The organism is Streptomyces sp. NPDC036815 (genome assembly GCF_055609205.1).
Map to the genome: position 1 here is coordinate 497192 of NZ_JBVJPW010000001.1, position 23174 is coordinate 520365.

The following is a 23174-nucleotide window of genomic DNA, read 5'->3' on the forward strand; positions in this document are numbered from 1 at the left end:
GATGCGCTCGGACCCCTTAAAACGCTCAGATGAGCGGGCTAAACTCAAATGTGAGTTCACCTCATGAATGATCGAGCATTGGCACTGAGTGCCACCCCTTGGAGAAGTGCAGTCGCCCGTGAAGCGCTCATCTGAGCGCAAGGCCTATCAGGGGTGGCGAGAATCACGCCGTTTGAAGCGGCCGGATGTCAGTATCCGGACCCCCCGGCGGCGAACCGGAACCATCAGCGGGCTCCCGGGGGCGCGGAGTGGGGCAGGGCTCGCTGGTGGAGCGGTTCGCGGCCGTCGGTGAGGGAGGGGGTTCCGGCCAGATCTCCGGCGAGCGCCGGAACGCCCCGATTCGGCGCCCCGGCTCTCGCGGACCCGCTCATCCGGCACCGCTCCCGCTCCGTTCGCGACCGCCCGTTGTGCCACAACTGCACGTTATTTATCAGCTTTTGCCCGTTGTGCAGTCGCGACCCTAAGGTGGACGACGCACATGACGCGCGGGGCGGGCTCTCTGAAGGAGAGGTGTGGGCATGAGTGACCGGCATCGGCTGCTGGTGCGGGGACGGACGTTCGCGGCCGTCGGCACGGGCGGCGACATCAGCGGCGTCGGGGCGGCGCGCGGCGGTGGCGCCGGCCCGGACGGCCTGTTCGTACGGGACGCGCGGCACCTGAGCCGCTGGCAGCTGACGGCCGACGGGGCCGTCCCCGAGGTCCTCACGCCCGTGGACACCTCGGCCGCGGCCACCGGCGCGGCGCGCTGCGTCCTGGTGCCGCGCGGCGGCCGCCAGGAGCCGCCCGCGTACACGCTCTTTCGTGAACAGGCCGTCGCGGACGGCGCGTTCGTGGAATCGCTGCGGGTCGTGAGCAACCGGCCGGTGCCGTCCCGGGTGCGGATCGAGCTGACCGTGGACGCCGACTTCACCGACCAGTTCGAGCTGCGCGCCGACCACCGTACGTACGCGAAGCCGGGCGCCGTCAGGTCCCGCAGGCCGCTCGACTTCGGCGGGGCGGACGGGGCGGACGGGGCGGACGGGGCGGACGGGGCGCACGGGCCGGACAGGGCGGACGAGACGGGAGGGGCCCGCGAGAAGGGCGTCGGCGGGGTCGAGTTCACCTACCGGCGGGGCGAGTGGTGTTCGCGTACGACCGTCACGACCGACCCCGCACCGGGTGCCGTCGAGGAGACCGGGGCCGGGGCGCGTCGCCTCGTATGGACGCTGGACCTCGACGCGCACGACGCGGTACGGGTGGCACTGCGTGCCGTGGCGCATCCGCACGGGGAGGCCGCCGCGGGCCGGCCGCACTCCCCGGCCGAGGCGGCGCGCCATCTCGCCGCCATCGAGGACGAGTTCGTGTCCGCCGTGACGCCGCCCGCCCGGTGGCCGGAGCTCGCGGACGCCTGCACGCGCGGACTCGCGGACCTCGCCGTCCTCCAGGTGCCCGCCGCGGGCCCGGACGGCGAGGAGCTGAGCGTGCCCGGGGCGGGCGTGCCGTGGTTCCTCACGCTGCTCGGCAGGGACGCCCTGCTGACCTCCCTCTTCGCGCTGCCCTATCTGCCCCGCCTGGCCGCCGCGACGCTGCCCGCGCTCGCCGCGTCGCAGGCCACGGAGGCCGTGCGCAGCGCGGTGGCCCAGCCCGGGAAGATCGTCCACGAGGTGCGGCAGGGCGAACTCGCGCACTTCGGGCAGGTGCCGTTCGGGCGCTACTACGGTTCGGTCGACGCCACCCCGCTCTTCCTGGTGCTGCTCGGCGCGTACACGGAACAGACCGGTGACCCCGCGGCCGCCCGCCGTCTGGAGGCGCACGCGCGGGCCGCCGTCGCCTGGATGCTCGACCACGGCGGGCTCACCTCGCGCGGCTACCTCGTCTACCGCGCGGACGAGGGCGGCCTCGCCAACCAGAGCTGGAAGGACTCGCCCGGCGCGATCTGCTCGGCCGACGGCGTCGGTGCCACGGGGCCCGTCATGGCGGCCGGGGCGCAGGGGTACGCGTACGACGCCCTGCGGCACACGGCCCGCCTCGCGCGGACCGTCTGGGACGACAAGGTGTACGCGGACCTGCTCACGCAGACGGCGGCCGACCTGCGGGACCGCTTCCAGCGCGACTTCTGGATGCCGGACCGGGGCTTTCCCGCGCTCGCCCTGGACGGCGAGGGACGCCAGGTCGACGCGCTGGCCTCGGACGCGGGCCATCTGCTGTGGTCCGGGCTGCTCGACGAGGAGTACGGCGAGGCGGTGGGCCGCCGTCTCCTGGAGCCCGACTTCTTCTCGGGCTGGGGCGTGCGGACGCTCGCGGCCGGGCAGGCCGCGTACCACCCGCTCTCCTGCCACCGGGGCTCGGTGTGGCCGCACGACAACGCGCTCATCGCCCTCGGCCTGGCGCGCTACGCCCTGCGTGACGAGGCACGCGCGGTGGCCCGCGCCCTGGTCTCCGCCGCGACCGCCGCCGGCGGCCGCCTCCCGGAGATCCTCGCGGGCTACGACAGGTCGGTGTATCCGCTTCCGGTCCCGTACCCGCACGCGTGCGAACGGGAATCCCGTTCGGCGGCGGCGCCGTTGGCGTTGTTGACGGCGGTGGGCGGAGCGTAGACAAGTAGCAGGTGGGCTTCAAGTAGTCAACCCTGCAAAGGAGTTGCGCTTGATTCGATCCTTTGTCTCAGTGAAGGCGGTACCTCTGGCCGGGGTGCCGCCTAATTGTTTTTACTAACGTGGATTCTTCGAACTGGTCTGCCTATCCGATAAGTGTGGCTATCACGACCGCGCCGCTGCCAGCATTGCTCCCATTAATAACAAGCCCCTGCGGAACGGGTGTTGACCATCGCATCGATGGTCGGTCGCGCCTTTCCGGAGAGTCTCGGCCATGAGTGAGGCAACGCATGAGTGAGGCGACGAACGACGGGCCGTTTCCCATTCCCGTGTCCCGGGAGCGGCAAGAGGCGTGGATCGAGGCGGTGTTGGCCACCGAGGGGGTCAACCTGCCTCGGGGAGCGTTGGAGAACATTGCCCCCTTCGTGGTCGATCCCGAGGAAACGCTGGGGGAACCCGATGCGCAGGGGGTGCGCAGGCTCAAGGGGGGCTCGGTCCGTCGTATTCGTACGGACGCCGGGGACATGGTCGTAGCCGTCGTCAGGATGCACGGCGTCGGCGGCGTGCAGTGGGGGCACAACGAACGGATCAGCTCGATCTGGCGCTCCGTCGCGGACCCGACGGTCGGCCCCGCGACCGAGGGGACGTTGGCCTCGGTCCGCCCGTGGCGGCGCGTCGACGACGAGGGGAACGAGACGTTCTACGCCGCCCTTCAGAGCTCCGTGGCCAACCGGCACGCGCTGATGATGAACACCGAGGATGCGGCGGACGCGCTGGAGAGGCGTGACCGCGTCCGCCCGTACGACCTGGAGGCCGATCTCGTCCTCAACGGACAGCAGGATCCTGGAATGTATGTTCCCCAACAGGTATGCCTCCAGGAGAATCCCGAGACGGACGCCGACGGCAATCCACTGTATCCCGACGCCTATTGGGGGTGGATGGCTGTTCGAGGGAATAATCGAACACAGAAAAGGCAATCGATTTTTCGTTTGACTTCCGGTGAGGTCCTGGCGGGCGTTCCCCGGGAAAAGCTGGAGCGGGCCGAGGAGGGCGTCATCTGTGACCCCCGCGACTGGCTCCCCGAATTCTCCGCCGTGCTCAACAGGGAGTACGCGGAGACGGACGAGGACGAGCTGGACCCGACGAGCAGCTCACGGGCGCGGCGGGCGGCGGCCATCGCCGTGGTGGACGCGCACTTGGTCGTCGGCACCCCGACCCCACAACGGCTCTACCGCATCGTGCAGATGAACAACCGCCGGGACCACGTGCACCCGCCCCTGGAATTCGACGCCCTCGACCGGTCACGCGCCCTGGGGCGGAGCGTGCTCGGGATGTACGTGGCCCAGCGGGTCATGGACGAGAAGACGGCGGAGGTCCTGTCCGGACTCGCCCCGATCCGCGAACTCCCGGACGCCACACCGGACATGACGGTGTCCGAGCTCCGCGACCTGCGGTCCATGCGGCTGCTCCAGGAGCTCTTTCCGGTGGACCCGCGCCGCCAGCTCCTGCTGCGGCGGGCGCTCAGCGAACATCCGCCGTCCCAGCTGAAGGCGGGGGAGATCAACCAACGGGCCCGTACGTGGTCCGCGTTGACCTCCGAGAGCTACGCCACGCCGTGGAACCCGCGCGTGGGCGAGGTCTTCTCGACCAAGGTCCGGGGCGGCGTCGTGCTCTCCGGGCGCAGGCTGCCTGACCTGCTCGCCACCGCCGACACCGACGAGTCCGCCTTCGAGGAGCTGGTGGCCTACCGGGCCGCGCACTGGCTCGCCTCGTTCGGCATCGTCGAGGCCGACCGGGGCTCGCTCGACGGCCAGGAGGCGTTCAACGACGCGGGGGAGCGGATCCGGCGGTCCCGCAGGACCGTCTCGAACTGCCTCCAGGCCCTGCGCGCCCAGCGGCGGGCGATGGCTGTCGGCGTGCTGAGGGCGCTCGCCTCGGCCATGGACGACGGGGACCGCAAGCCGTGGCGGGTCAGCGGTTCCGGGACGGAACTCAAGGGCCGCGAGATGACGCCGGTCTGGTTCGACCAAGCGTTCCCGAAGGAGACCGGCACGAGGCCGCGCAAGCCCGCGACCCCGGTCCTGCCGAGGCCGTCGGCGCCGATTCCGGTACCGGTATCGGCACCCGCTCACGTATCGGCACCCACGGCCGCATCGGCAACCACATCCGCCCCCGCCCCCGCCCTGGCACCCGCACCCGCCTCCGCACCCGTGACAGTGCCGCTCCCCTCCGCACCACCACCGCCACCGGCCGCCGAAGACTCCCTGGACACCCTGGTGGACCGCGTCGAGGAGCGGATCCAAGGGCTGCACCTCGCCTCCGTCGAGGTCGGCGAGATCCTGGACGCGCTGGCCCAGCGGACCCGCACGGAGACGACGCCGCACCCCATCGCACGCCCCCGCGCCGACACGGCCGTACGCCTCCTGACCCAGACCCTGTCCAGGCTGCGCAAGCTCCCCGAGCGCATGGAGGACCTGGCGGAACCCGTATGACGCCGCGTGGGGCGTCTCAGCCGGAGGGCGTGGGCGGGGACCACACGCCCCTCCACTGCTCGGCGCCCCACGCCTCGTACCGTCCCGCCTCGGTGAAGCCCAGCCTGGCCGCGAGGCGCATCGCGCGGTCGTTGGCGGTTCGGGTGATGAGCGCCACCGGCTCGCCGGGGAGCGCGTCGGCGAACCAGCCGAGCGCCGCCGCGCACGCCTCGGTGGCGTATCCGCGTCCCCATGCCTGGGGCAGGAACAGGAAGCCGAGCTCGGCCTCCCCGGCATCCGGCCCGGCATCCGGACGGACATCGCCGCGCTGCTCCGCCTCGCGCCGGCTGAGCTCGACGGTGCCGATCATCGCGCCGTCGCGCTCCACCACGAAGAGGCCGGGGCGCTGCCCGGGAACCGGGGGTACGGCGCGTTCGAGCTCATCGCGCGGGCGGGGACCGCCGACGTGCGTGCCCACCTCCGGCGAGGCGAAGAGCTCGATGAACGCCGCACGGTCCCGGGCCTCGGACGCGCGGAGCACGAGCCGTTCGGTCTCGATCGGGGCGGGCGGCCAGGTGAGGGACCCGAGTTCAGTCATGCGGGCACGCTACCGCCCGTCCGAGGGCGTCACCGGAGCCGTGTCAGTCGTCGATGCCCGACCGCTCCACCCCCGCCACGATCCACCGCTGGAAGAACAGGAACACCACGAGGAGCGGCACGATCGACACCGCCGCCGCGATGAACAGCTCGTGCAGGCGGATGACTTGGGACGTGGTGAAGGACGCGAGCGCCACCTGCACCGTCCACGCGTCGCGGTCCTGGCCGATCACCAGGGGCCACAGGAAGGAGTTCCAGGCGCCGATGAAGACGATCGTGCCGACGGCCGCGAAGACGGGGCGGGAGTTGGGGACGACGACGCGCCAGTACGTGCGCCAGTAGCCGAGGCCGTCCACCCGCGCCGCGTCCTCCAACTCCCGTGGAAAGCCCAGGAAGTACTGCCGGAAGATGAAGCAGGCGAACGCCGAGAACAGGGTCGGGACGATCAGGCCCCGCAGCGTCGACACCCAGCCCAGCGAGGAGACCAGCACGAAGCTCGGTACGAAGGTGACGGCGGCCGGGACCATCATCGTGCCGAGGATCGCGTAGAAGACCTGGTTCGCGTACCGGTAGGGGATGCGGGCCAGGCCGTACCCGGCGAGCGAGGCGAGGACGAGCGTGCCGAGCGTCGTCGCGACCGCGATCAGCGTCGAGTTGAACAGGGCGCGCGCCATCGGCACCGTCGGGTCGTCGAAGAGCTCGGAGAGGTTCGACCAGTGCAGCGTGGCGGGGAAGAACGTCCAGTCGGGCGACGTGATGTCGTCCTCGGACGCGAGGCCGTTGCGTACGAGGAGGTAGAAGGGGATCAGGAAGAGCAGCGCGAGGGCGACCAGGAGGACGACGCGCAGCGCGCGGCCCGTGCGGACCAGGGCGTCGTCCATGGGCCGGTGCGGAGGTCTCACGGATCGGGGCACGGAAGACTTCGCGGATCGGGACGCGGAAGATCTCACGGGTCGGGACACGGCGCTCAGTCCTCCTTCCTGCCGAGGCCGAACCAGCGGGCCTGGCCGACCGTCACCACCGCGATGATCAGTGCGAGGATCACCGCGCCCGCGCTGCCGAAGCCGAGGTTCTGCTCCTGGCCGAGCGCCGTGTAGTAGAGGTAGACGAGCGGCGGCCGGGCGTAGGGCGGATAGCCCTGGGAGTCCGAGAGCAGGTTGTAGAACTCGTCGAAGGCCTGGAAGGCGTTGATGACGAGGAGCAGCGTCACGGCGACCGAGGTGGCGCGCAGCTGCGGGAGCGTGATGTGGCGAAGGACCTGCCAGCCGGGCCGGGCCCCGTCCACCGCCGCCGCCTCGTAGAGCGTGGGGGAGATGCGCTGGAGGCCCGCGAGGAACAGGATCATGTAGAACCCGGCCTGGAGCCAGAGCCGTACGGTGACGATGACCAGCCAGTACCAGGGCGGATCGGTGGTGGAGAGCCAGGCCGTCTGGTCGGCGCCGAACCAGCCGAGGACCGTGTTGGCGAGCCCGAACCGCACCCCGTTGAAGATCGACAGCTTCCAGATCAGCGCCGCCACGACGTAACTGCACGCCGCGGGCAGGAAGAAGACCGACCGGAAGAACGCCTGCGCGCGGCGCACGCGGTTCACCATCAGGGCCAGCGCGAGCGAGAGGACGAACGTCGTCGGCACGATGAAGGCGGAGAACACCGCGAAGGTGACGAGGCTGTCGGTGAACGCGTCGTTGCGCAGGATCGACGTGTAGTTGTCGAAGCCGATGAAGTCGGTCGGCGAGACCGTGTTGTGGGCGTCGAAGAAGCTGAGGTACACGCTCCAGGCGAGCGGCACGTAGGTGAAGAGTGCCAGACCGAGGGCGAAGGGTCCGACGAACACCCAGAACCACAGCGTGCGGTTCTGGGTCCCCCACACCCGCCTCACGGCTTCTTCTTGGCGCGGTCCAGCTCCGCACGCACCGTGCGCACGACGGACTTCAGCTGACTCTCGGGATGCGCGCCGGACTTGATGATCCGGCTCAGCGCGTCCTGGTAGGCGGTGCGGGCGGCCGGTGTCCACAGCAGCGGCTCCGCGTAGCCGTACTCCGTGGAGTAGCGCACGGCGTCCGCCGCCGGGCCCTCCTTCAGCTTGTCGGCCTTCTTCGCCAGGGAGAGCCTGGCGGGGATGTGGAAGCCGTACGACAGCGCGAAGTCCTCCTGGTACTCGGTCCGGTCGATCCACAGCCACTTCAGGAAGTCCTTCGCCTCCTTCTTGTGGCCGCTGCGGGCGCTCACCGCCGCGCCGTACGAGCCCACGGGCAGCGCGGGCCTGCCGTGCGCGCCGTCGGCGGGCAGCGCGAGCACGCCGAAGTCGTCGCCCAGCTCCTTCTTCACCGCGGGCAGCGCCCACAGCCCGCACCACTGCATGGCGGTCAGCTCCTGCACGAACGCGGACGGGTCCGACCAGTCGGCGGGCGCGCCGAGCAGCAGCGACTTGTCGGCGTACAGCCGGTGCAGTTTGCCGAGGGTACGGGCGGCCGCCGGATCGTCGAAGCCGACGTCGCCGTCCTCGGTGACCGAGGAGAGGCCCGCCGCGTACAGGGGCGTGACGCCGAGGGCGCCCGCCCCGCCGTCGTTGCCGAGGAAGAGGCCCTTCACGTCCTTCGTGGTCAGCGCCTTCGCCGCGTCGACCAGCTCGTCCAGGCTGCGCGGCGGCCGCACGCCCGCCTCGTCGAGCAGGCTCTTGCGGTAGTAGAGCAGGTGCATGTCGACGACCTGCGGGATCGACCAGATCTTCCCGTCGTACGTCTTCGGCGCGAGCACCGCCGGGTTGAAGTCGTCCTTCACACCGTCGAACAGGTCGGTGAGATCGACGACCTGGCCGCGCCGGATCTGGTCCAGGGACGGGCCGTTGACCTCGAAGACGTCGGGCCCCGAGTCGGTGAGCAGGGCCGCCGCGGTCTGCTCGTCGTAGTTGCCGGGGCGCCACTGGACGCGGACGTCCGCCTTCTTGTACGCGGCCGCGTACCGCTTCACTGCCTGCTCGGTGCCCGGCTCGCCGTACTGGTGGTACCACTGCGCGAGCCGTGGCCCCCGGCCGCCCGAACCGCCGCCGTCGCGGCCGGTGTTGGACCCGCACGCGGTGAGCAGCCCGAGTGCCGCGCCCGTCGTGCCCGTCCCGAGCAGTGTCCTGCGGCTGATGGTCATGCTGGTCGTCCCCCTGCGTGATGTCGGACTGCGTGTGCCGGACGGCGTGTGCCGGAACTTCGGTGGCACGGCGTTGTGTGCCCGGCTCAACGATCAACCATGCAGAGGGATTACGACAGGTGTGTTGCGGACGAGTGTCGCCCTTCGGGGCGAAGGGGCCCGGGGCCCGTGCCCGGCGTACTGCGCCCGGTGTCCTGTGTCCTGTGTCAGCGTCGCGTCAAGGTCTCCCCACCGGGTGTATATGCCACGTCAACGGCGGTGACGCGGGGGTGCCGACCTCCTACCGTGCCGCACATGGGACACGACATCACAGAACGGGACGCGGGGACGACGGGGCCGATCCCGGCGGAGCAGATCACGGCGGACCGCGGCTGGGGCGCCGGAGTGCGGTCCGCCGTCTTCTGCGCGTGCGCGCTCTTCGGCCTCGTCCTCCTCATCGACCGGGCCGACGACACGCTCACCCCCGCCCGCACCGGTCTGTGGGCCGGACTCTCCGCGCTGCTCTACCTGGTGCTGCACCCCGCCCGGGTGACCGCGGGCCCCGGCTGGCTCGCGGTGCGGGGGCTCGGGCGCCGCAGGCACGTCTGCACCTGCCTGCTGACCGCCGTGCGGCGCAGCGAGGGCGTCGCCGCCCGCCTCGTCCTGTGCGACTCGCTCGGCAACCGCGTCGAGCTCGACCCGCAGGTCCTCGTGGACAACCCCCTGCTCCTGCACCGCCTCGACACCGGCGCCCGCACCGCGCGGGAGATCGGGCTGCTCACGACCGGCTGCGCCGAGCTGCGGCGGCTGGCCACGCGCGCGGACGAGGCGACGGCCCGAGCCGTCTTCGAGGCCTCCGACCTGCGCTGAGCGGGACCTTCGGCCCTGGGAGCGGGCGGGCGCGGGGGCGGACCGTGGAGCCATGGACGCCCCGCGACACCTTGCCCCCGCCCCGCGGCTTTCCCCTTCCGCCCCGGCCAGTCCGCGTTCCCCTGCCGCCGCACCCTCCGCTCGTGGCACAGTCGTACGTGTGGACATCGCCTCCCGCGCCGACCTCGACGTGCTGCTCCGCCGCTTCTACACGGCCGCCTTCGCCGACCCGCTGATCGGCCCCTTCTTCACGGAGATCGCCGGCACGGACCTCGACGTCCACCTGCCGCGCATCACCGACTTCTGGGAGCGGGCGCTCCTGCGCACCGCCGAGTACCGCCGCGACGCCTTCGCCCCGCACGCCGCCCTGCACGCCGCGCGCCCGCTCACCGCCGCGCACTTCGGCCGCTGGGTGCAGCTGTGGCACGCCACCGTCGACGGCCTGCACCGGGGGCCGAACGCGGACCGCGCCAAGGCGCAGGGGGAGCGGATCGCGGTCGCCCTGCTGCGGCGCCTGGAGGGCAGGGCCGCCTCGACCGAGGGCGAGGGCCCCGGCTTCGTCCCCCTGGCGGCGCTGCGGCTGCGCGGAGCAGCGTGAGGCGTGGGGCGCTGAGCCCGTGAAGGCGGAGCCCCGGAGGGCGGTGCTCAGCCCTTGAGCGCGTCGTACCGTACGCCCGTCAGATCCTCCGACGCCGCCCAGAGCCGTTCACCGGCCACGTCGTTGCGCGTCCACTTCGCCCGCCAGGACGGCGCCGGTGCCCCGCGGAGTCCGAGGCCGCCGGGCCCGGTGAACCAGTCCGACCGTACGCCGGGCGCCGTCGCCGCGTACAGCGTGGGCAGCGCGCCCGCCTCGGCGGACTGCGCGATGATCCGGTTGCCGAGCGCCACGACGCGCTCGGCGACCCTGCGGTTCTCCATCCGGGGCCCCGCGGTCTGCAGGTTGGTCGAGGCGTAGCCGGGGTGGGCGGCGGCCGCGACGGTGTCGGCGCCGGAGGCGGCGAGGCGGCGCGCCAGCTCGTGGACGAAGAGGAGGTTGGCCGTCTTGGAGCGGCCGTAGGCGATCCAACGCCGGTAGCTGCGCTCGCCGTTGAGATCGCCGATGTCGATGTTGCCGAGCACGTGCAGGCCGGACGAGACCGTGACGATCCGCGCGCCGGGGGTCTCCAGGAGGCGGGGGAGCAGCAGGCCCGTGAGCGCGAAGTGCCCGAGGTGATTGACGCCGAACTGCGTCTCGAAGCCGTCCGCGGTGCGGCGGAAGGGCAGCGCCATCACCCCCGCGTTGTTGATCAGCAGATCCAGGCGCGTGTCCTCGTGTGCCGCCGCGAACTTCCGTACGGACGCCAGGTCCCCGAGGTCGAGCCGCCCGAACTCGGCGTGGGCGCCCGGCACTTCGGTGAGCAGCCGGGCCACCGCCGCGCTCCCGCGCTCCTCGCTGCGGCAGGCCAGGATGGTGCGGGCGCCGCGGCGGGCCAGCTCACGTGCGGTGACGTAGCCGATCCCGCTGTTGGCGCCGGTGATCACGGCCGTGCGGCCGCTCTGGTCGGGGATGTCGCTCGTGGTCCACGCGGCCATGGCAAGGCTCCCTCTCCGTCGATTCCTTACTCAACAGTAAGTCGGAGGGGGAGCCTACGGCAGGGCGCCCCTGCCGGGCCGGAACGCTCGGGCCGGAGCGCTCAGGCCGCGGCGCCGCCGTCGATCACCAGGTCCGCGCCGACCACCGAGCCGGACTCGTCGGACGCCAGGTACAGCACCGCCGCGGCGATCTCCTCGGTCGTCGACACGCGGCCCAGCGGCGTCGAATCCTTCATGCGGGCGGCCCGTTCGGCCTCGGTCTCGCCGGGGCGGAACGACATGGTCGTGTCGGAGGAGCCGGGGCTGACGGTGTTGATGCGGACGCCGTCGCGTATGTGCTCGGCGGCCGCCGCGCGGCTCAGCGCGGAGACGGCCGCCTTGGTCGCCCCGTACGCCGCCAGGCCCGGCACGCTGGTGTGCGCGCCCAGCGTGGAGCCGATGTTGACGACGGCGCCCCCGGCGGGCTGCGTGCGCATCTGCCGCACCTCGGCCTGCAGGGCGAGCAGGACGCCGGTGACGTTGATGTCGAGCATCAGGCGCCAGTCGTCCTCGGGCAGTTCGGCGACCGGCGTTCCGGCGCGCAGGATGCCCGCGTTGTTCACGGCCACGTCCAGGGAGCCGAAGCGGTCGACGACGGCGGCGACGAGGGAGGCCAGGTCGGCGGAGCGGGAGACGTCGGCGGTGACGGCGAGGGCGGTGCCGCCGGCGGCCTCGATCAGGTTCACGGTCTCCTTGAGCGGGCCCTCGGTGCGCCCGGCGACGACGACGTTCGCGCCCTCGGCGGCGAAGGCGAGCGCCGTGGCCCTGCCGAGGCCGGAGCCGCCGCCGGTGACGAGGGCGGTGCGGCCGGTGAAGCGGGAGCGCGGTGCTGAAGTCATGACGGTGCTCTTTTCTTGAACGATCGGTTCAGTATGAGGGCATGGAAGAGGTGTAAGAGGCAGGTGGGCCGGAGGCCGGTGGGGTGTGCTGGGGGCCGTTCAGTCGAGCAGGCTCAGCGCCTGCTCCGTCGCGTCCCGTACGCGCGCCGGGTCCTGCGACGCCTTGCCGATCACGCGCAGCCCCTGCATCAGGGTCAGGAGCATGCGCGCGAGCGCCAGGGGGTCGCGGTCCTCCGCGAGCTCGCCCTGCGCCTGTGCGCGGACGAGCGCGGAGTGCAGCAGCGTCTCCATGTGCTCCCAGCTGCGCTCCACGCAGCGGGCGGCCGGTTCGTCGTGCGGGCCGAGCTCGGCCGCCGTATTGGTGATGAAACAGCCGTTCCGGCGCCCTTCGGCCGAGGAGGCCTCGCCTCCGAAGCGGCGCACCACCGCGCGCACCGCGGGCAGTGCGGGGCCGGGCTGCGAGAGCTCGGCGAGCAGGCGCGGGTTCTGGAGCGCGGCGTACCGCTCCAGGGCTTTCAGATACAGCTCGTGCTTGTTCCCGAAGGTCGCGTAGATGCTGGCGCGCCCGACGCCGAGCGCCTCGACGAGGTCCGCCATCGACGTCGCCTCGTAGCCGCGCCGCCAGAACAGCTCAAGGGCCGACTGCAGCGCGGCGTCCGGATCGAATTCCTTGGTCCTGGCCACGAGGGAGACGCTACGTGATTCTGGAACGGTCGGTCAAGAAGGTTCCGTGCGATCGGTCAGGCGATGCGCACGGCGTGCACCGCGACCGACACCTCGTCGTCGTCCAGGCACCGCCCCGTCTCCAGGTCGAACCGCTGCTTCAGGAGCGGCGAGGCGACGAACGGCCGCCCCCGCTCCGTCCCGAGCAGGCCCCGGGAGAGCACCGCGGCACCCGTGAACGGATCGCGGTTGTCGATCGCGTACGCCCGGCCCTCGCGGTCGAGGAAGAGCGCCGCCTGACGGCCGTCGGGCAGCAGGGCCGCGAGGCCCCGGCCCGGCATCAGCTGTGTACGGTCGCAGATCGCGAACCAGTCGTCGTCCAGGCGCAGTTGGACATGAGAAGCGTGGGTGGCGGTCGAGTCGCTCATCGTGCGGCTCCTTCCAGGGGGCGGGGGCTGATGGACAGCAGGGGGAGGTCGGGCTTGATCTGGTCGCGCTCCGGGACGAAGCCGACCGTGGGGTCGGGCACGCCCGGCGCGTTCACGAAGGACACGAACCGGGCGAGCCGCTCCGGGTCGTCCAGGGTCTCGGCCCACTCGTCGCGGTAGTGCGTGACGTGGGCGGCCATCAGCGACTCCAGCTCGTCGCAGATGCCGAGCGAGTCGTGGACGACGACGTCGCGCACGTGGTCGAGGCCGCCGTCGATCCGGTCCAGCCAGGCGGCGGTGCGCTCCAGACGGTCGGCGGTGCGGATGTAGAACATCAGGAACCGGTCGATGAGACGCACCAGCCCGGTGTCGTCGAGGTCCTGGGCGAGCAGGTCGGCGTGGCGCGGGGTGGCGCCGCCGTTGCCGCCGACGTACAGGTTCCAGCCGCTCGCCGTGGCGATCACGCCGAAGTCCTTCGACTGGGCCTCGGCGCACTCGCGGGCACAGCCGGAGACCGCCGACTTCAGCTTGTGCGGGGCGCGCAGGCCGCGGTAGCGCAGCTCCAGGTCGATGGCCATGCGCACGGAGTCCTGCACGCCGTAGCGGCACCAGGTCTGCCCGACGCAGGACTTCACGGTGCGCAGCGCCTTGCCGTACGCGTGGCCCGACTCGAAGCCCGCGTCCACGAGGCGCGTCCAGATCATCGGCAGCTGCTCGACGCGCGCGCCGAACAGGTCGATGCGCTGGCCGCCGGTGATCTTCGTGTAGAGCCCGAAGTCCCGCGCCACCTCGCCGATGACGATCAGCTTCTCCGGCGTGATCTCGCCGCCGGGGATGCGCGGCACCACCGAATAGGAGCCGTTCTTCTGGAGGTTGGCGAGGAAGTGGTCGTTGGTGTCCTGCAGGGCGGCCTGCTCGCCGTCCAGGACGTAGCCTCCGGCGCCGATCGAGGGGGCCAGCGACGCGATGATCGAGCCGACCGCGGGCTTGCACTCGTCACAGCCCTCGCCGCCGCGCGCCGCCTCCCGGCCGTGCCCGTCGAGCAGGTCGCGGAAGGAGGTGATCCGCAGGGCACGCACGATCTCGTACAGCTCCTGGCGGGTCTGTCCGAAGCAGCCGCACAACCCGTCGTCGCCGCTCTTGGGCAGCAGCTGGCCGATCATCTTCAGGCAACTGCCGCACCCCGTACCGGCCTTGGTGCACTTCTTCACCTCGGGCAGGCCGGCGCAGGCGCAGATCTGGTCCTTGGTGACGTTGTGGCAGTTGCAGATCACGGCGGAGCCGGGCAGCGCCTCCGGGCCGAGCGCCACGGGGGCGCCCGCACCCGCGGGCAGCACCAACTGCTCCGCGGGGACCGGCGGTACGGATCCGGTGAGCGGGCGAAGGAGCCCGTAGGCCTCCGCGTCGCCGACGAGGATCCCGCCGAGCAGCTCGCCGCCCGGCGCCATCACCAGCTTCTTGTACGTGCCCGAGCGTGAGTCGGTGTAGACGACGTCGAGGCAGCCATCGGCCGTGCCGTGCGCGTCGCCGAAGGACGCCACGTCGACGCCGAGGAGCTTCAGCTTGGTGGAGAGGTCGGCGCCGGTGAAGCTCGCCTCCCGCGACGCGATGGCGGCGGCCGCCGTCTGTGCCATCTCGTAGCCCGGCGCGACCAGGCCGTAGACGCGGCCGTCCGCCGCGAGGGCGCACTCGCCGATCGCGTACACGTACGGGTCGCTGGTGCGGCACTGCTCGTCGACCGCGATGCCGCCGCGCTCGCCGACCGTCAGGCCGTGCTCGCGGGCGAGCTGGTCGCGCGGGCGCACCCCCGCCGAGAACACCACCAGATCCGTGGCGACCTCGCTGCCGTCGGACAGCTTCATGCCGCGCACGGCGCCGTCCTCGCCGGTCAGGATCTCCTGCGTGCCGGTGCCGGTGTGCACGGTCAGGCCCATCCCGGTGATGGTGCGCAGGAGCGCCGCGCCGCCGCCCTCGTCGACCTGCACCGGCATCAGGCGCGGCGCGAACTCCACGACGTGCGTGGCCAGTCCGAGGCCCTTCAGGGCGCCCGCCGCCTCCAGGCCGAGCAGCCCGCCGCCGACGACCGCGCCGGTCGTGGCGTGCCGCTTCGCGTACTCCTCGATGGCGAGCAGGTCCTCGATGGTGCGGTAGACGAAACAGCCCGCCGCGTCCTTGCCGGGCACCGGTGGCACGAACGGGTAGGAGCCGGTGGCGAGCACGAGCGCGTCGTACGCGAAGACGGCGCCCGAGCGTGCGGTGACCGTCCTGGCCTCGCGGTCGATGCTCCGCGCCGCGTCGCCGACGTACAGCTCGATGCCGTGCTCGTCGAGGAACTCCCGGTCGGTGAGCGAGAGTTCGTCGGGCGTGCGGCCGGAGAAGTACGAGGTGAGCTGCACGCGGTCGTAGGCGGGGCGCGGCTCCTCGCACAGCACGACGATCCGGTGACCGGCCGTGAGGCCCTGCTCGGCGGCGGCTTCGAGGAACCGCTGGCCGACCATGCCGTGTCCGACGAGCACGAGGGTGGGGCGGGGGTTCGGGTTCGGTGCGGGCATCGGCATGTCAGCGGCCTCCGGTCGGGGTCTCGCCTGCTCGAACGAAGTCGAGAGCTGGGGGATGGGTGAGCAGGTGGAGCAGCGGGGTGTCGTCGTCGGGCAGCGGGTCGTCGGCCTCCCAGGCACGGGCGAGCGCCCCGACCGCCCCGAGTTCGCCGAGCAGGACGCCGCCGACCAGCCGGCCCCCGCGGACGACGACCTTGCGGTAGGTGCCGCGGGTGGCGTCGGCGAGCTGGACGACGTCGTCGTCGGGGCGCGGCTCCGGGTCCCCGAAGGCCGCGAGGTCCAGCGGCCCGGGGCCCGGCAGGGTGAGGCGGGTGAGGGTGCGGGTGCCGGTGTAGGGGCGTACGGGGGTTGCGGCGGCGGGGTCCTGGGCGAGGGCCGCGGCGAGCGCGTCGGCCTGCTCCACGGCGGGCGTCGCCAGGCCGTAGACCCGGCCGCCGTGCTCCGCGCAGTCGCCGACGGCCCGGATGTGCGGATCGGAGGTCCGCAGCAGGTCGTCCACGACGATCCCGCGGCGTACGTCGAGTCCGGCGGCCCGGGCGAGACCGGTACGGGGGCGCACGCCGCAGGCGAGGACGGTCAGATCGGTGTCCAGGAGATAGCCGTCGGCGAGCTCGACGCGGCGCACGGCGCCGTCGACGACGCCGACCCCGCGGACCCGGCACTCGGTGTGCACCTCCACGCCGAGCTCCGTGAGGTGCCGGCGCACCAGCTTCGACGACGTCGGGTCGAGCTGGCGCTCCATCAGCCGCTCGGCCTGCTGGGTCAGGACGACCTGGGCGCCGCGCCGGGCGAGGGCGCGGGCCGCGGAGACCCCGAGCAGGCCGCCGCCGATGACGACGACGCGGACGCCCGGCGCCACGGCCGAGGACAGCGCGAGGCAGTCGTCCATGGTGCGGAAGGCGTGCACGCCGCCCGGGAGTTCGGCCTCGGCGTGCGCGAACAGGCCGCGCAGCGGCGGGAGTACGGGGTTCGAGCCCGTCGCGAGGACGAGCGTGCCGTACGGCACGACGGTGCCGTCCGCGCAGTGCACCCGGCGTTCGGCGCGGTCGACGCGGACCGCCCGGGTGCGCAGCGTCGTCCCCGGCGTGCCGGGCAGCGCGATCACGTCCGGCCCGTACCGGCCCGCGAGGACCTCGGCGAGCAACACGCGGTTGTACGGGGCGTGCTCCTCCTCGCCGATCAGTACGGTCCCCGCCCCGAGACGCTGCGCCACCCGGGCACCGGCGAGGCCCGCGCCGATCACCACCACACCGTGGGCCGGTGCGGTGCCGACGGGTCGCGGCTGCGCTGATGAGGTCATGCACAGGAGCCTGCGGTGCGGGTGTTACCCGACAGGATCGGACCTGTTTCCCCGGGGGAACGCTGCCCTCAGCGGGGGCGGGGGAGGGGTGTGAGGCCCCGTTGCTTAACGCGCGTTGAGCCGATCCTCAAGGCCGCCTTAAGGATCGCGGAAACGCCGCTGACCAGGAACTTCCCGCGCTCTCCTGCGCCTAGTGTGCGGCCGTGACCACCGAGGCAGCCGACCCCCGACTCGACGCGTACCCCGCCCTGGCCGCGTACCTCCGCCGGACGCGCCCCGCGCCGCCGTCGCCGACCACCCAGCCGCCGACGGCGCCGACGGGGGGTGCGCGGACGGTGGCGGCGCCGCCGCGTGGTGCTCCGCCGCGGCCCGGGATTCCACCGGACGTGGGCCCGCCGACCGGGCCCGCGGCGGGCGGATACGCACCTCGCCCCGCTCCCGTCACCCTCGCTCCCGTCACCCCAGCCCCCGTCACCCCCGTCCCCCCGCCCCGCCTCTCCCCCCGTGCCCTGCGCGCCGGAGTCCTCGGGGGCGGGCTCGCCGTCACCGCGCTGTGGGCCGTGCAGATGGAGCCGTCCGCACGGCTCGACGTGCTGTTCGCCACCGGGGCGCACCTCACGGGGCTGCTCGCCGGGTACGGGATCCTCGTCATGCTCTTCCTGATGGCCCGCGTCCCCGCCGTCGAGCACGGCGTCGGCGCCGACCGGCTCGCGCGGCGGCACGCCCTCGGCGGCCGGTACGTCCTGGGCCTCTGCGCCGCCCACGCCCTCCTCGCCCTCTGCGGCTACGCCGCCCACGCGGGCACCGACCTCCTGCACACCACCCTCGACCTGCTCGGCTACCCCGGCCTCGCCGCCGCCACCGCGGGCACCGCCCTGCTCGCCGCCGTCGGCGCCGCCTCCGCCCGCGCCCTGCGCCGCCGCATCCGGCACGAGACCTGGCGCGCCGTGCACCTGCTCAGCTACCTCGGCGCCGCCCTCGCCTTCGCGCACCAGCTCGCCGGACCCGACGTCGCGGGCAGCGGCCTCACCCTGTGGCTCTGGTCGCTCGCGCACGCCGCCGTCGCCGTCCTCCTCGGCTGGTACCGCCTCGTCGTCCCCGTACGGCAGGCGCTGCGCCACAGCCTGCGCGTCGTCGAGGTGCGCGGCGAGGGGCCCGGTGTCGTCTCCGTCGTCGTGCAGGGCATCGGAGTCGACCGGCTGCGCGCCGAACCCGGCCAGTTCTTCCGGTGGCGCTTCCTGCAGCGCAGGCTCTGGCACACCGCGCTGCCCTTCTCCCTCTCCGCGCCGGTCCGCGACGACACGCTGCGCATCACCGTCAAGGCGGCCGGCGACCACACCCGCCGGATGCGCCGCCTCAGGCCCGGCACGCGCGTCCTGGCCACCGGCCCCTTCGGCGCGCTCACCGCGCACCGGCGCACCCGGCGCAAGGTGCTGCTCCTCGCGGGCGGCGTCGGCATCACCCCGATCCGGGCGCTGTTCGAGACGCTGCCCGGCGGGCCCGGCGACGTCACCCTGCTCTACCGCGCGACCAGCGCCGGGCAACTCGTCCTGCGGGCGGAGCTGGAGGCCATCGCGGAGCGCAGACAGGCGGGGCTGCACTACCTGCTCGGCCGTTCCGACGCCGCGTTCGACCCGCTCGCCCCGCAGTCCCTGCGCAACCTGATCCCCGACATCGCCGAGCACGACGTCTACCTGTGCGGCCCGCCCGGCATGTCCGCCGCGGCCACGGCGGCGCTCGTGCGCGCGGGCGTCCCGCAGGAGCGCGTCCACGCGGAGTGCTTCACCTTCTGAACCCGCCGGCCTCGACCCGACCGCCCCGAGCCGCATGAGCCACGCCCCCGCCCCTTCGAGCCCGAGAAAGCTGGTCACCCGGTCCATGGGACGCCACCGCAAACCCGCCGCCCCCGCCCCGGGCCCCACCCTCCAGGCCCGCCGCAGGCTCGCCGCGGGCCTCGCGGGCGCGAGCGCGCTCGTCGCCACGGCGCTCGCCCTCGCCGTCGACCCGGCGGCGCCACCGGCCCCCGACCGCGCGCCGGCGGGCGTCCCCGCGCCGCAGGCCGCGCCGTGATCCGGCGGTGCCGGGCCGGTGGCCGGGGGCCCGTCACCTCAGAAGACGCTCAACTCTCCACGATTTCGTGGACGGCGTGATCATCCCGAACCTATGGTCGCGATCATGCCTGACATATCCCTGACCGCGGTCGTCGTCCTCTGTCTCGCCGCCCTCGCGGCGGGCTGGATCGACGCGGTGGTCGGCGGCGGCGGACTGCTGCTGCTCCCCGCGCTGCTGCTCGGTCTGCCGGGCGGCACCCCGGCCGCGCACGCCCTGGGCACGAACAAGGCCGTCGCGATCGTCGGGACCACGGGCGCCGCCGTGACGTACGTCAGGAAGACCCCCGTCGACGTGCCGACCGCCGTCCGGATCGGCCTCGCCGCGCTCGCCGGGTCGATGGGCGGCGCCTTCTTCGCGGCCGGCATGAGCACCGAGGTGCTCAAGCCCGTGATCATGGTGGTGCTGCTCGCCGTCGCCGCCTTCGTGATCCTGCGGCCCGCCTTCGGCACCGCGCCCGCCACGGGCCCCGCTTCCCCGAAGCGGATCCTCGCCGCGATCGGCCTCGCGGGCCTCGGCATCGGGTTCTACGACGGCCTCATCGGCCCGGGGACCGGCACCTTCCTCGTGCTCGCCCTGACCGCCGTGCTCCACCTCGACCTCGTCACCGCCTCCGCCACCGCGAAGATCGTCAACTGCTGCACCAACGCGGGCGCCCTCGCGATGTTCGCCTGGCAGGGCGCCGTCCTGTGGCAGCTGGCCGGGCTCATGGCCGTCTTCAACCTCGCCGGTGGCATGTTCGGCGCGCGCACGGCGCTGAAGAAGGGCAGCGGCTTCGTCCGGGTCGTCCTGCTGACCACGGTCTTCGCGCTCGTGGTGAAGATGGCGTACGAGCAGTGGCTGGCGTGAGGCACGCGCGTCGGCGGCGGGGGAGGGTTCAAAGACAGGCTCTCAGCGCACCGAGGTCAGGTGCGCGAAGACCACGACGTTGCCCTGATATCCGGTCTGCTTCGAGTACTTCCCCCCGCAGGTGATGACCCGCAGCTCCGGCCGGGACGCGGCGCCGTACACCTTCTCGTCGGGGAAGTCCGCGGCGTCGTACACCTCGTTCGCGTCGACGGTGAAGACGGCCACGCTGCCGTCCCTGCGCTCGACCTCGATCGTGCGGCCCTTGCGCAGCGCGCCCAGCTCGTAGAAGACGGCGGGGCCCTCCTTGTTGTCGACGTGCCCGGCCACGATGGCGGTGCCGCGCTCGCCGGGCGTGGTGCCCGCCTCGTACCAGCCCGCCAGGTTCTTCCGGTCGAGGGGCGGCACGTCGAGGCTGCCCTGCCGGGTCAGGCCGAGCCCCATCAGGGGCGTGTCGACGCCGATCGCGGGGATCCGCACGCGGTCGGGCGGGGACGGCGGGAGCGGGGCGGCGGCGCGGTCGCGGTCGGCCAGGGGGTGGTGGCGGGTGCCGGGCCCGGCCGACGCGGCCTGCTCGGCGGAGGGCTGCGGCGGCGGGTGCGACGCGGCGCCGTTGCTCAGCAGCCACGCCCCGGTGCACAGCGCCACGGCGGTGACGGTGCCTATGACGGCGTTGCCGGTCCTCCTGCGGGCGCGGGACCCTGCCCGGGTGCCCGTACGGGTTCCCGCAGGGGACTGGGGTGCACGGCGTGTACGGCGCATACGGCGTCCCCTCGGGGTCGGGCGGGCCGGGTCCCCCGCCCCCCTCCCGCCCGCGAGGGGACACGGACAGGGAGAGGGCAAGGGATGGCGGTACCGGTGGACAGCGGAGGGTGTCCGGCTAGATCCCGTCGCCTCTCGCCCGGCGGTGCAGGAGCCAGGTACCGCCCGCGGCGGCGACGGCCAGGGCCGCCACTCCCGCCGCGGTCTGCACGGGGTCGGGGCCGAGTGCGCCGCCGACCCCCGTCTTCACGTGTCCCCTCGGATGTCGCTGCGGCAGCTCGCCGGCGGCCGCCGTGGAGGTGATGGTGACCATGAGATCGCCCGCGACCTGCTTGTCCTTCACTCCGGAGCCACCGGACCCGGAGCACTTCGCGACGATCTCGTACGTGCCGGGCTGCGCGGACGGCGGCACCTCGAACCGGCCGGCCGCGGCCTCGCCGCCGTTCTCCGCGTGCCCGCCGGGCGCCAGCGTGAACCGGCCCGCGCCCACCGCGCTCGCGTCGCCCGTCGCGGTCCCGCCGGGGCCGCAGGCGGTGGTGTGCACGGTGACGGTGGAGCCGGGGGTGACGGTGGCCGGCTGGATCCGCAGGTCCCCGGCGGGCGGGCCGGGGGCGGCGGAGGCGGCGGGGAGGGCCAGGGCGCCCACCGCCACGGCGAGGGCGGTACCGGTCAGCAGGCGGGACTTGCGCATGTGCTCGTTCCTCCGAGGGCCTTCGCGCGAGCACGGCCCGCGGCACCCCCAAGTGCCGCTGCGTCGGTCGAACCCCGCTCTACCGAGGTAAGTGGCACTCGGCGCCGCACGCCTCCTGATGAGGCATCAGAAAGGCCGCGTACGGGCCTCCCCGAACGCCGTGAGCGGTGCGTTACAGCAGGTCACCGGCGTATCGGAGGAAAGTGTTCGAAGAGCGCGCGCGGCGCCGGTGAATGGGTGACCCCACCCGCCGGACGGACCACGGCCGAGCCCTGGCCGGGGACATGACACAGGCGCTCAGACCGTGTCCCACGGAACCGCCTCGTAGGCCCCGGCCACCGTCGCCATCAGCCGCTCGTCGATCCCGTACGCGATGTCGTCGATCCGCCGCACGGGCCGGACCCCCCAGGCGTTCGTGACGAAGGCCGCCGAGTACGAGGGGAGGTCGGCGAGGGTGACCGGGGCGTGCCGGGTCGGCAGGCCGGCGGCGGGCAGGGCCGCCTCGACCAGCTGCATCGTGATGCCGGACAGGTGCGGCGCGTCGGGCCACACCACCTCGCGGCCGTCGAAGAAGGCGACGTTCGTGACGGCGCCCTCGCTGACCGCGCCGTCCGGGCCGGTGAGCAGCGCCTCGTCGAAGCCCGCGCGGCGCGCGAGGTCGGCGTGGCGGGCCTGGGCGAAGCCGCCCAGGTGCTTGATGTGGGCGAAGGGCCGCTGGTACGGCACCGACCGCAGCGACTGGGCGCGGTCCTCCATCGTGGCGGGCAGCTCCGTGGGCGGCCGGACGGTGACCATGAGGGACGGCTTCCCCTCGGGGGCGTGGACGTAGACCCGTACGGATGCCTCGGTGATGTCGTCGCGCAGGATGTGCCGGATCAGGCCGCGCACGTGGTCCCCGTCGAGCGCGTGCCCGAAGAGCTCCCGGGTGGCCGCGTCGAGCCGGGCCAGGTGGCGGTCGATGCCGCGCACTCTGCCGCCCCTGACCTGCATCGCGGTGAAGTGCCCCGTCTGGACGAGGGCGGGCCACAGCAGGGCCTCGGCGGTGGCGGGGCTGCCGTCGATCTCGATGCGCTCGATCAGTGCGGAGATTGTCATGCGGCCACGCTACGAGACGCCTTCTTCCTGCTTCTCCGCGGCGGACGCACAGCTTCCTGTGGTGCACGGGATCTGCTTCTCCACCAGGCGGCGCGGGCCCGGTCCGCGGGCGCCCAGCGCGTCCCACGTGTTGGACAGCGCGCACTTCGAGAGCGAGAGACAGCCGCAGCCGATGCAGTCCGTGAGGTTGTCGCGCAGCCGCTGGAGGGTGCGTATGCGGGTGTCGAGGTCCTCGCGCCAGCACGCGGAGATCCTGGCCCAGTCCGCGCGGTTGGGCGTGCGGTCCTCGGGGAGCAGGGAGAGCACCTCGCGGATCGCGGCGAGCGGCATGCCGAGCTGCTGCGAGGTGCGGATGAAGGCGACGCGGCGCAGGGTGTCGCGGCGGTAGCGGCGCTGGTTGCCCGTGGTGCGACGGGAGGAGATGAGCCCTTCGCTTTCGTAGAACCGCAGGGCGGAGGGGGCGACGCCGCTGCGCTCGGCGAGCTCGCCGATGGTGATTTCCTTGGCTTTCGGGGCGAGGCGGGGGGTCATGCCGCCAGCGTAGTCACCGCACGGCCCGACCTGAACCAGGATTCAACCCGCACAACTCCCTTACGGGAACGCCCTGTCAGGAATCCGTTCGGCCGCACCGCCGCACCGCC

The 23174-nt window shown here is 73.0% G+C and carries 21 protein-coding genes; 7 read left to right on the forward strand and 14 right to left on the reverse strand.

What is annotated here, in order from left to right; translation table 11 throughout:
- Positions 1-518 precede the first annotated feature (518 nt).
- The gene (locus ACZ69I_RS02205; RefSeq protein WP_470830109.1) at positions 519-2576 is read left to right on the forward strand and encodes an amylo-alpha-1,6-glucosidase; all 2058 of its coding nucleotides are present in this window, start codon (positions 519-521) and stop codon (positions 2574-2576) included.
- Between the two features lie 287 nt (positions 2577-2863).
- On the forward strand, positions 2864-5065 hold the full coding sequence (locus ACZ69I_RS02210; RefSeq protein WP_470830111.1) for a hypothetical protein: 2202 nt from the start codon (positions 2864-2866) through the stop codon (positions 5063-5065).
- A 16-nt stretch (positions 5066-5081) separates the two neighbouring features.
- Here the strand turns inward: ACZ69I_RS02210 and ACZ69I_RS02215 are convergent, their stop codons facing one another.
- The 4 genes from ACZ69I_RS02215 to ACZ69I_RS02230 all read right to left on the reverse strand — a co-directional run bounded on the left by ACZ69I_RS02215 (position 5082) and on the right by ACZ69I_RS02230 (position 8782).
- A complete protein-coding gene (locus ACZ69I_RS02215; RefSeq protein WP_470830112.1) occupies positions 5082-5642 on the reverse strand; it encodes a GNAT family N-acetyltransferase in 561 nt (186 codons plus the stop codon).
- A 43-nt stretch (positions 5643-5685) separates the two neighbouring features.
- Complete coding sequence (locus tag ACZ69I_RS02220; RefSeq protein WP_470830114.1) at positions 5686-6522, reverse strand: carbohydrate ABC transporter permease; 837 nt, start codon at positions 6520-6522, stop codon at positions 5686-5688.
- Positions 6523-6608: 86 nt separating this feature from the next.
- Positions 6609-7520 (reverse strand): carbohydrate ABC transporter permease, encoded by a 912-nt coding sequence (locus ACZ69I_RS02225; protein WP_470830116.1) that lies wholly within the window; start codon positions 7518-7520, stop codon positions 6609-6611.
- Complete coding sequence (locus ACZ69I_RS02230) at positions 7517-8782, reverse strand: ABC transporter substrate-binding protein (RefSeq protein ID WP_470830118.1); 1266 nt, start codon at positions 8780-8782, stop codon at positions 7517-7519. The genes ACZ69I_RS02225 and ACZ69I_RS02230 overlap by 4 nt, the downstream gene beginning before the upstream one ends.
- A 294-nt stretch (positions 8783-9076) precedes the next feature.
- Here ACZ69I_RS02230 and ACZ69I_RS02235 point away from each other — a divergent pair, with 294 nt between their 5' ends.
- Together ACZ69I_RS02235 and ACZ69I_RS02240 are read left to right on the forward strand one after the other, a co-directional pair.
- A complete protein-coding gene (locus tag ACZ69I_RS02235; protein ID WP_470830119.1) occupies positions 9077-9631 on the forward strand; it encodes a hypothetical protein in 555 nt (184 codons plus the stop codon).
- A 160-nt stretch (positions 9632-9791) separates the two neighbouring features.
- Positions 9792-10229 (forward strand): group III truncated hemoglobin, encoded by a 438-nt coding sequence (locus ACZ69I_RS02240; protein WP_467668939.1) that lies wholly within the window; start codon positions 9792-9794, stop codon positions 10227-10229.
- Positions 10230-10276: 47 nt separating this feature from the next.
- On the opposite strand, the gene ACZ69I_RS02245 is transcribed toward ACZ69I_RS02240, so the two are convergent.
- The 6 genes from ACZ69I_RS02245 to ACZ69I_RS02270 all read right to left on the reverse strand — a co-directional run bounded on the left by ACZ69I_RS02245 (position 10277) and on the right by ACZ69I_RS02270 (position 17030).
- Positions 10277-11203: an oxidoreductase gene (locus ACZ69I_RS02245; protein ID WP_470830120.1), complete on the reverse strand. Its 927-nt coding sequence runs from the start codon at positions 11201-11203 to the stop codon at positions 10277-10279.
- Positions 11204-11304: 101 nt separating this feature from the next.
- Positions 11305-12081 (reverse strand): SDR family NAD(P)-dependent oxidoreductase, encoded by a 777-nt coding sequence (locus ACZ69I_RS02250; protein ID WP_470830121.1) that lies wholly within the window; start codon positions 12079-12081, stop codon positions 11305-11307.
- A gap of 99 nt (positions 12082-12180) precedes the next feature.
- Positions 12181-12765: a TetR/AcrR family transcriptional regulator gene (locus tag ACZ69I_RS02255; protein ID WP_470830123.1), complete on the reverse strand. Its 585-nt coding sequence runs from the start codon at positions 12763-12765 to the stop codon at positions 12181-12183.
- A 56-nt stretch (positions 12766-12821) separates the two neighbouring features.
- Positions 12822-13172: a nitrite reductase small subunit NirD gene (nirD, locus tag ACZ69I_RS02260; RefSeq protein WP_470830124.1), complete on the reverse strand. Its 351-nt coding sequence runs from the start codon at positions 13170-13172 to the stop codon at positions 12822-12824.
- A complete protein-coding gene (gene nirB, locus ACZ69I_RS02265) occupies positions 13169-15724 on the reverse strand; it encodes a nitrite reductase large subunit NirB (protein WP_470830639.1) in 2556 nt (851 codons plus the stop codon). The genes nirD and nirB overlap by 4 nt, the downstream gene beginning before the upstream one ends.
- 7 nt (positions 15725-15731) lie before the next feature.
- Positions 15732-17030, reverse strand: coding sequence for an NAD(P)/FAD-dependent oxidoreductase (locus ACZ69I_RS02270; protein ID WP_470830126.1), 1299 nt, complete (start codon positions 17028-17030; stop codon positions 15732-15734).
- A 203-nt stretch (positions 17031-17233) separates the two neighbouring features.
- Between ACZ69I_RS02270 and ACZ69I_RS02275 the strand changes: the two genes are divergently transcribed.
- The 3 genes from ACZ69I_RS02275 to ACZ69I_RS02285 all read left to right on the forward strand — a co-directional run bounded on the left by ACZ69I_RS02275 (position 17234) and on the right by ACZ69I_RS02285 (position 19988).
- On the forward strand, positions 17234-18823 hold the full coding sequence (locus tag ACZ69I_RS02275) for a ferredoxin reductase family protein (protein ID WP_470830127.1): 1590 nt from the start codon (positions 17234-17236) through the stop codon (positions 18821-18823).
- An 85-nt stretch (positions 18824-18908) separates the two neighbouring features.
- Positions 18909-19100: a hypothetical protein gene (locus ACZ69I_RS02280; RefSeq protein ID WP_470830129.1), complete on the forward strand. Its 192-nt coding sequence runs from the start codon at positions 18909-18911 to the stop codon at positions 19098-19100.
- A 105-nt stretch (positions 19101-19205) separates the two neighbouring features.
- Complete coding sequence (locus ACZ69I_RS02285) at positions 19206-19988, forward strand: sulfite exporter TauE/SafE family protein (RefSeq protein WP_389714613.1); 783 nt, start codon at positions 19206-19208, stop codon at positions 19986-19988.
- 42 nt (positions 19989-20030) lie between these two features.
- Here ACZ69I_RS02285 and ACZ69I_RS02290 read toward each other — a convergent pair whose 3' ends face one another.
- The 4 genes from ACZ69I_RS02290 to soxR all read right to left on the reverse strand — a co-directional run bounded on the left by ACZ69I_RS02290 (position 20031) and on the right by soxR (position 23064).
- A complete protein-coding gene (locus ACZ69I_RS02290; protein WP_470830131.1) occupies positions 20031-20747 on the reverse strand; it encodes a class F sortase in 717 nt (238 codons plus the stop codon).
- A 118-nt stretch (positions 20748-20865) separates the two neighbouring features.
- A complete protein-coding gene (locus tag ACZ69I_RS02295; RefSeq protein WP_470830133.1) occupies positions 20866-21438 on the reverse strand; it encodes a hypothetical protein in 573 nt (190 codons plus the stop codon).
- Between the two features lie 297 nt (positions 21439-21735).
- Positions 21736-22533 (reverse strand): aminotransferase class IV, encoded by a 798-nt coding sequence (locus tag ACZ69I_RS02300; RefSeq protein ID WP_470830135.1) that lies wholly within the window; start codon positions 22531-22533, stop codon positions 21736-21738.
- 9 nt (positions 22534-22542) lie between these two features.
- A complete protein-coding gene (soxR, locus tag ACZ69I_RS02305) occupies positions 22543-23064 on the reverse strand; it encodes a redox-sensitive transcriptional activator SoxR (RefSeq protein WP_467668915.1) in 522 nt (173 codons plus the stop codon).
- Between the last annotated feature and the right edge of the window lie 110 nt (positions 23065-23174).

Excerpts from the sequence above, each read along its gene's own strand:
- ACZ69I_RS02205 (WP_470830109.1), top strand. The coding sequence starts at position 519 with ATGAGTGACCGGCATCGGCTGCTGGTGCGGGGACGGACGTTCGCGGCC.
- ACZ69I_RS02210 (WP_470830111.1), top strand. The coding sequence starts at position 2,864 with ATGAGTGAGGCGACGAACGACGGGCCGTTTCCCATTCCCGTGTCCCGG.
- ACZ69I_RS02215 (WP_470830112.1), bottom strand. The coding sequence starts at position 5,642 with ATGACTGAACTCGGGTCCCTCACCTGGCCGCCCGCCCCGATCGAGACC.
- ACZ69I_RS02220 (WP_470830114.1), bottom strand. The coding sequence starts at position 6,522 with ATGGACGACGCCCTGGTCCGCACGGGCCGCGCGCTGCGCGTCGTCCTC.
- ACZ69I_RS02230 (WP_470830118.1), bottom strand. The coding sequence starts at position 8,782 with ATGACCATCAGCCGCAGGACACTGCTCGGGACGGGCACGACGGGCGCG.
- ACZ69I_RS02235 (WP_470830119.1), top strand. The coding sequence starts at position 9,077 with ATGGGACACGACATCACAGAACGGGACGCGGGGACGACGGGGCCGATC.
- ACZ69I_RS02245 (WP_470830120.1), bottom strand. The coding sequence starts at position 11,203 with ATGGCCGCGTGGACCACGAGCGACATCCCCGACCAGAGCGGCCGCACG.
- ACZ69I_RS02250 (WP_470830121.1), bottom strand. The coding sequence starts at position 12,081 with ATGACTTCAGCACCGCGCTCCCGCTTCACCGGCCGCACCGCCCTCGTC.
- nirD (WP_470830124.1), bottom strand. The coding sequence starts at position 13,172 with ATGAGCGACTCGACCGCCACCCACGCTTCTCATGTCCAACTGCGCCTG.
- nirB (WP_470830639.1), bottom strand. The coding sequence starts at position 15,724 with ATGCCCGCACCGAACCCGAACCCCCGCCCCACCCTCGTGCTCGTCGGA.
- ACZ69I_RS02270 (WP_470830126.1), bottom strand. The coding sequence starts at position 17,030 with ATGACCTCATCAGCGCAGCCGCGACCCGTCGGCACCGCACCGGCCCAC.
- ACZ69I_RS02280 (WP_470830129.1), top strand. The coding sequence starts at position 18,909 with ATGGGACGCCACCGCAAACCCGCCGCCCCCGCCCCGGGCCCCACCCTC.
- ACZ69I_RS02285 (WP_389714613.1), top strand. The coding sequence starts at position 19,206 with ATGCCTGACATATCCCTGACCGCGGTCGTCGTCCTCTGTCTCGCCGCC.
- ACZ69I_RS02290 (WP_470830131.1), bottom strand. The coding sequence starts at position 20,747 with ATGCGCCGTACACGCCGTGCACCCCAGTCCCCTGCGGGAACCCGTACG.
- ACZ69I_RS02295 (WP_470830133.1), bottom strand. The coding sequence starts at position 21,438 with ATGCGCAAGTCCCGCCTGCTGACCGGTACCGCCCTCGCCGTGGCGGTG.
- ACZ69I_RS02300 (WP_470830135.1), bottom strand. The coding sequence starts at position 22,533 with ATGACAATCTCCGCACTGATCGAGCGCATCGAGATCGACGGCAGCCCC.
- soxR (WP_467668915.1), bottom strand. The coding sequence starts at position 23,064 with ATGACCCCCCGCCTCGCCCCGAAAGCCAAGGAAATCACCATCGGCGAG.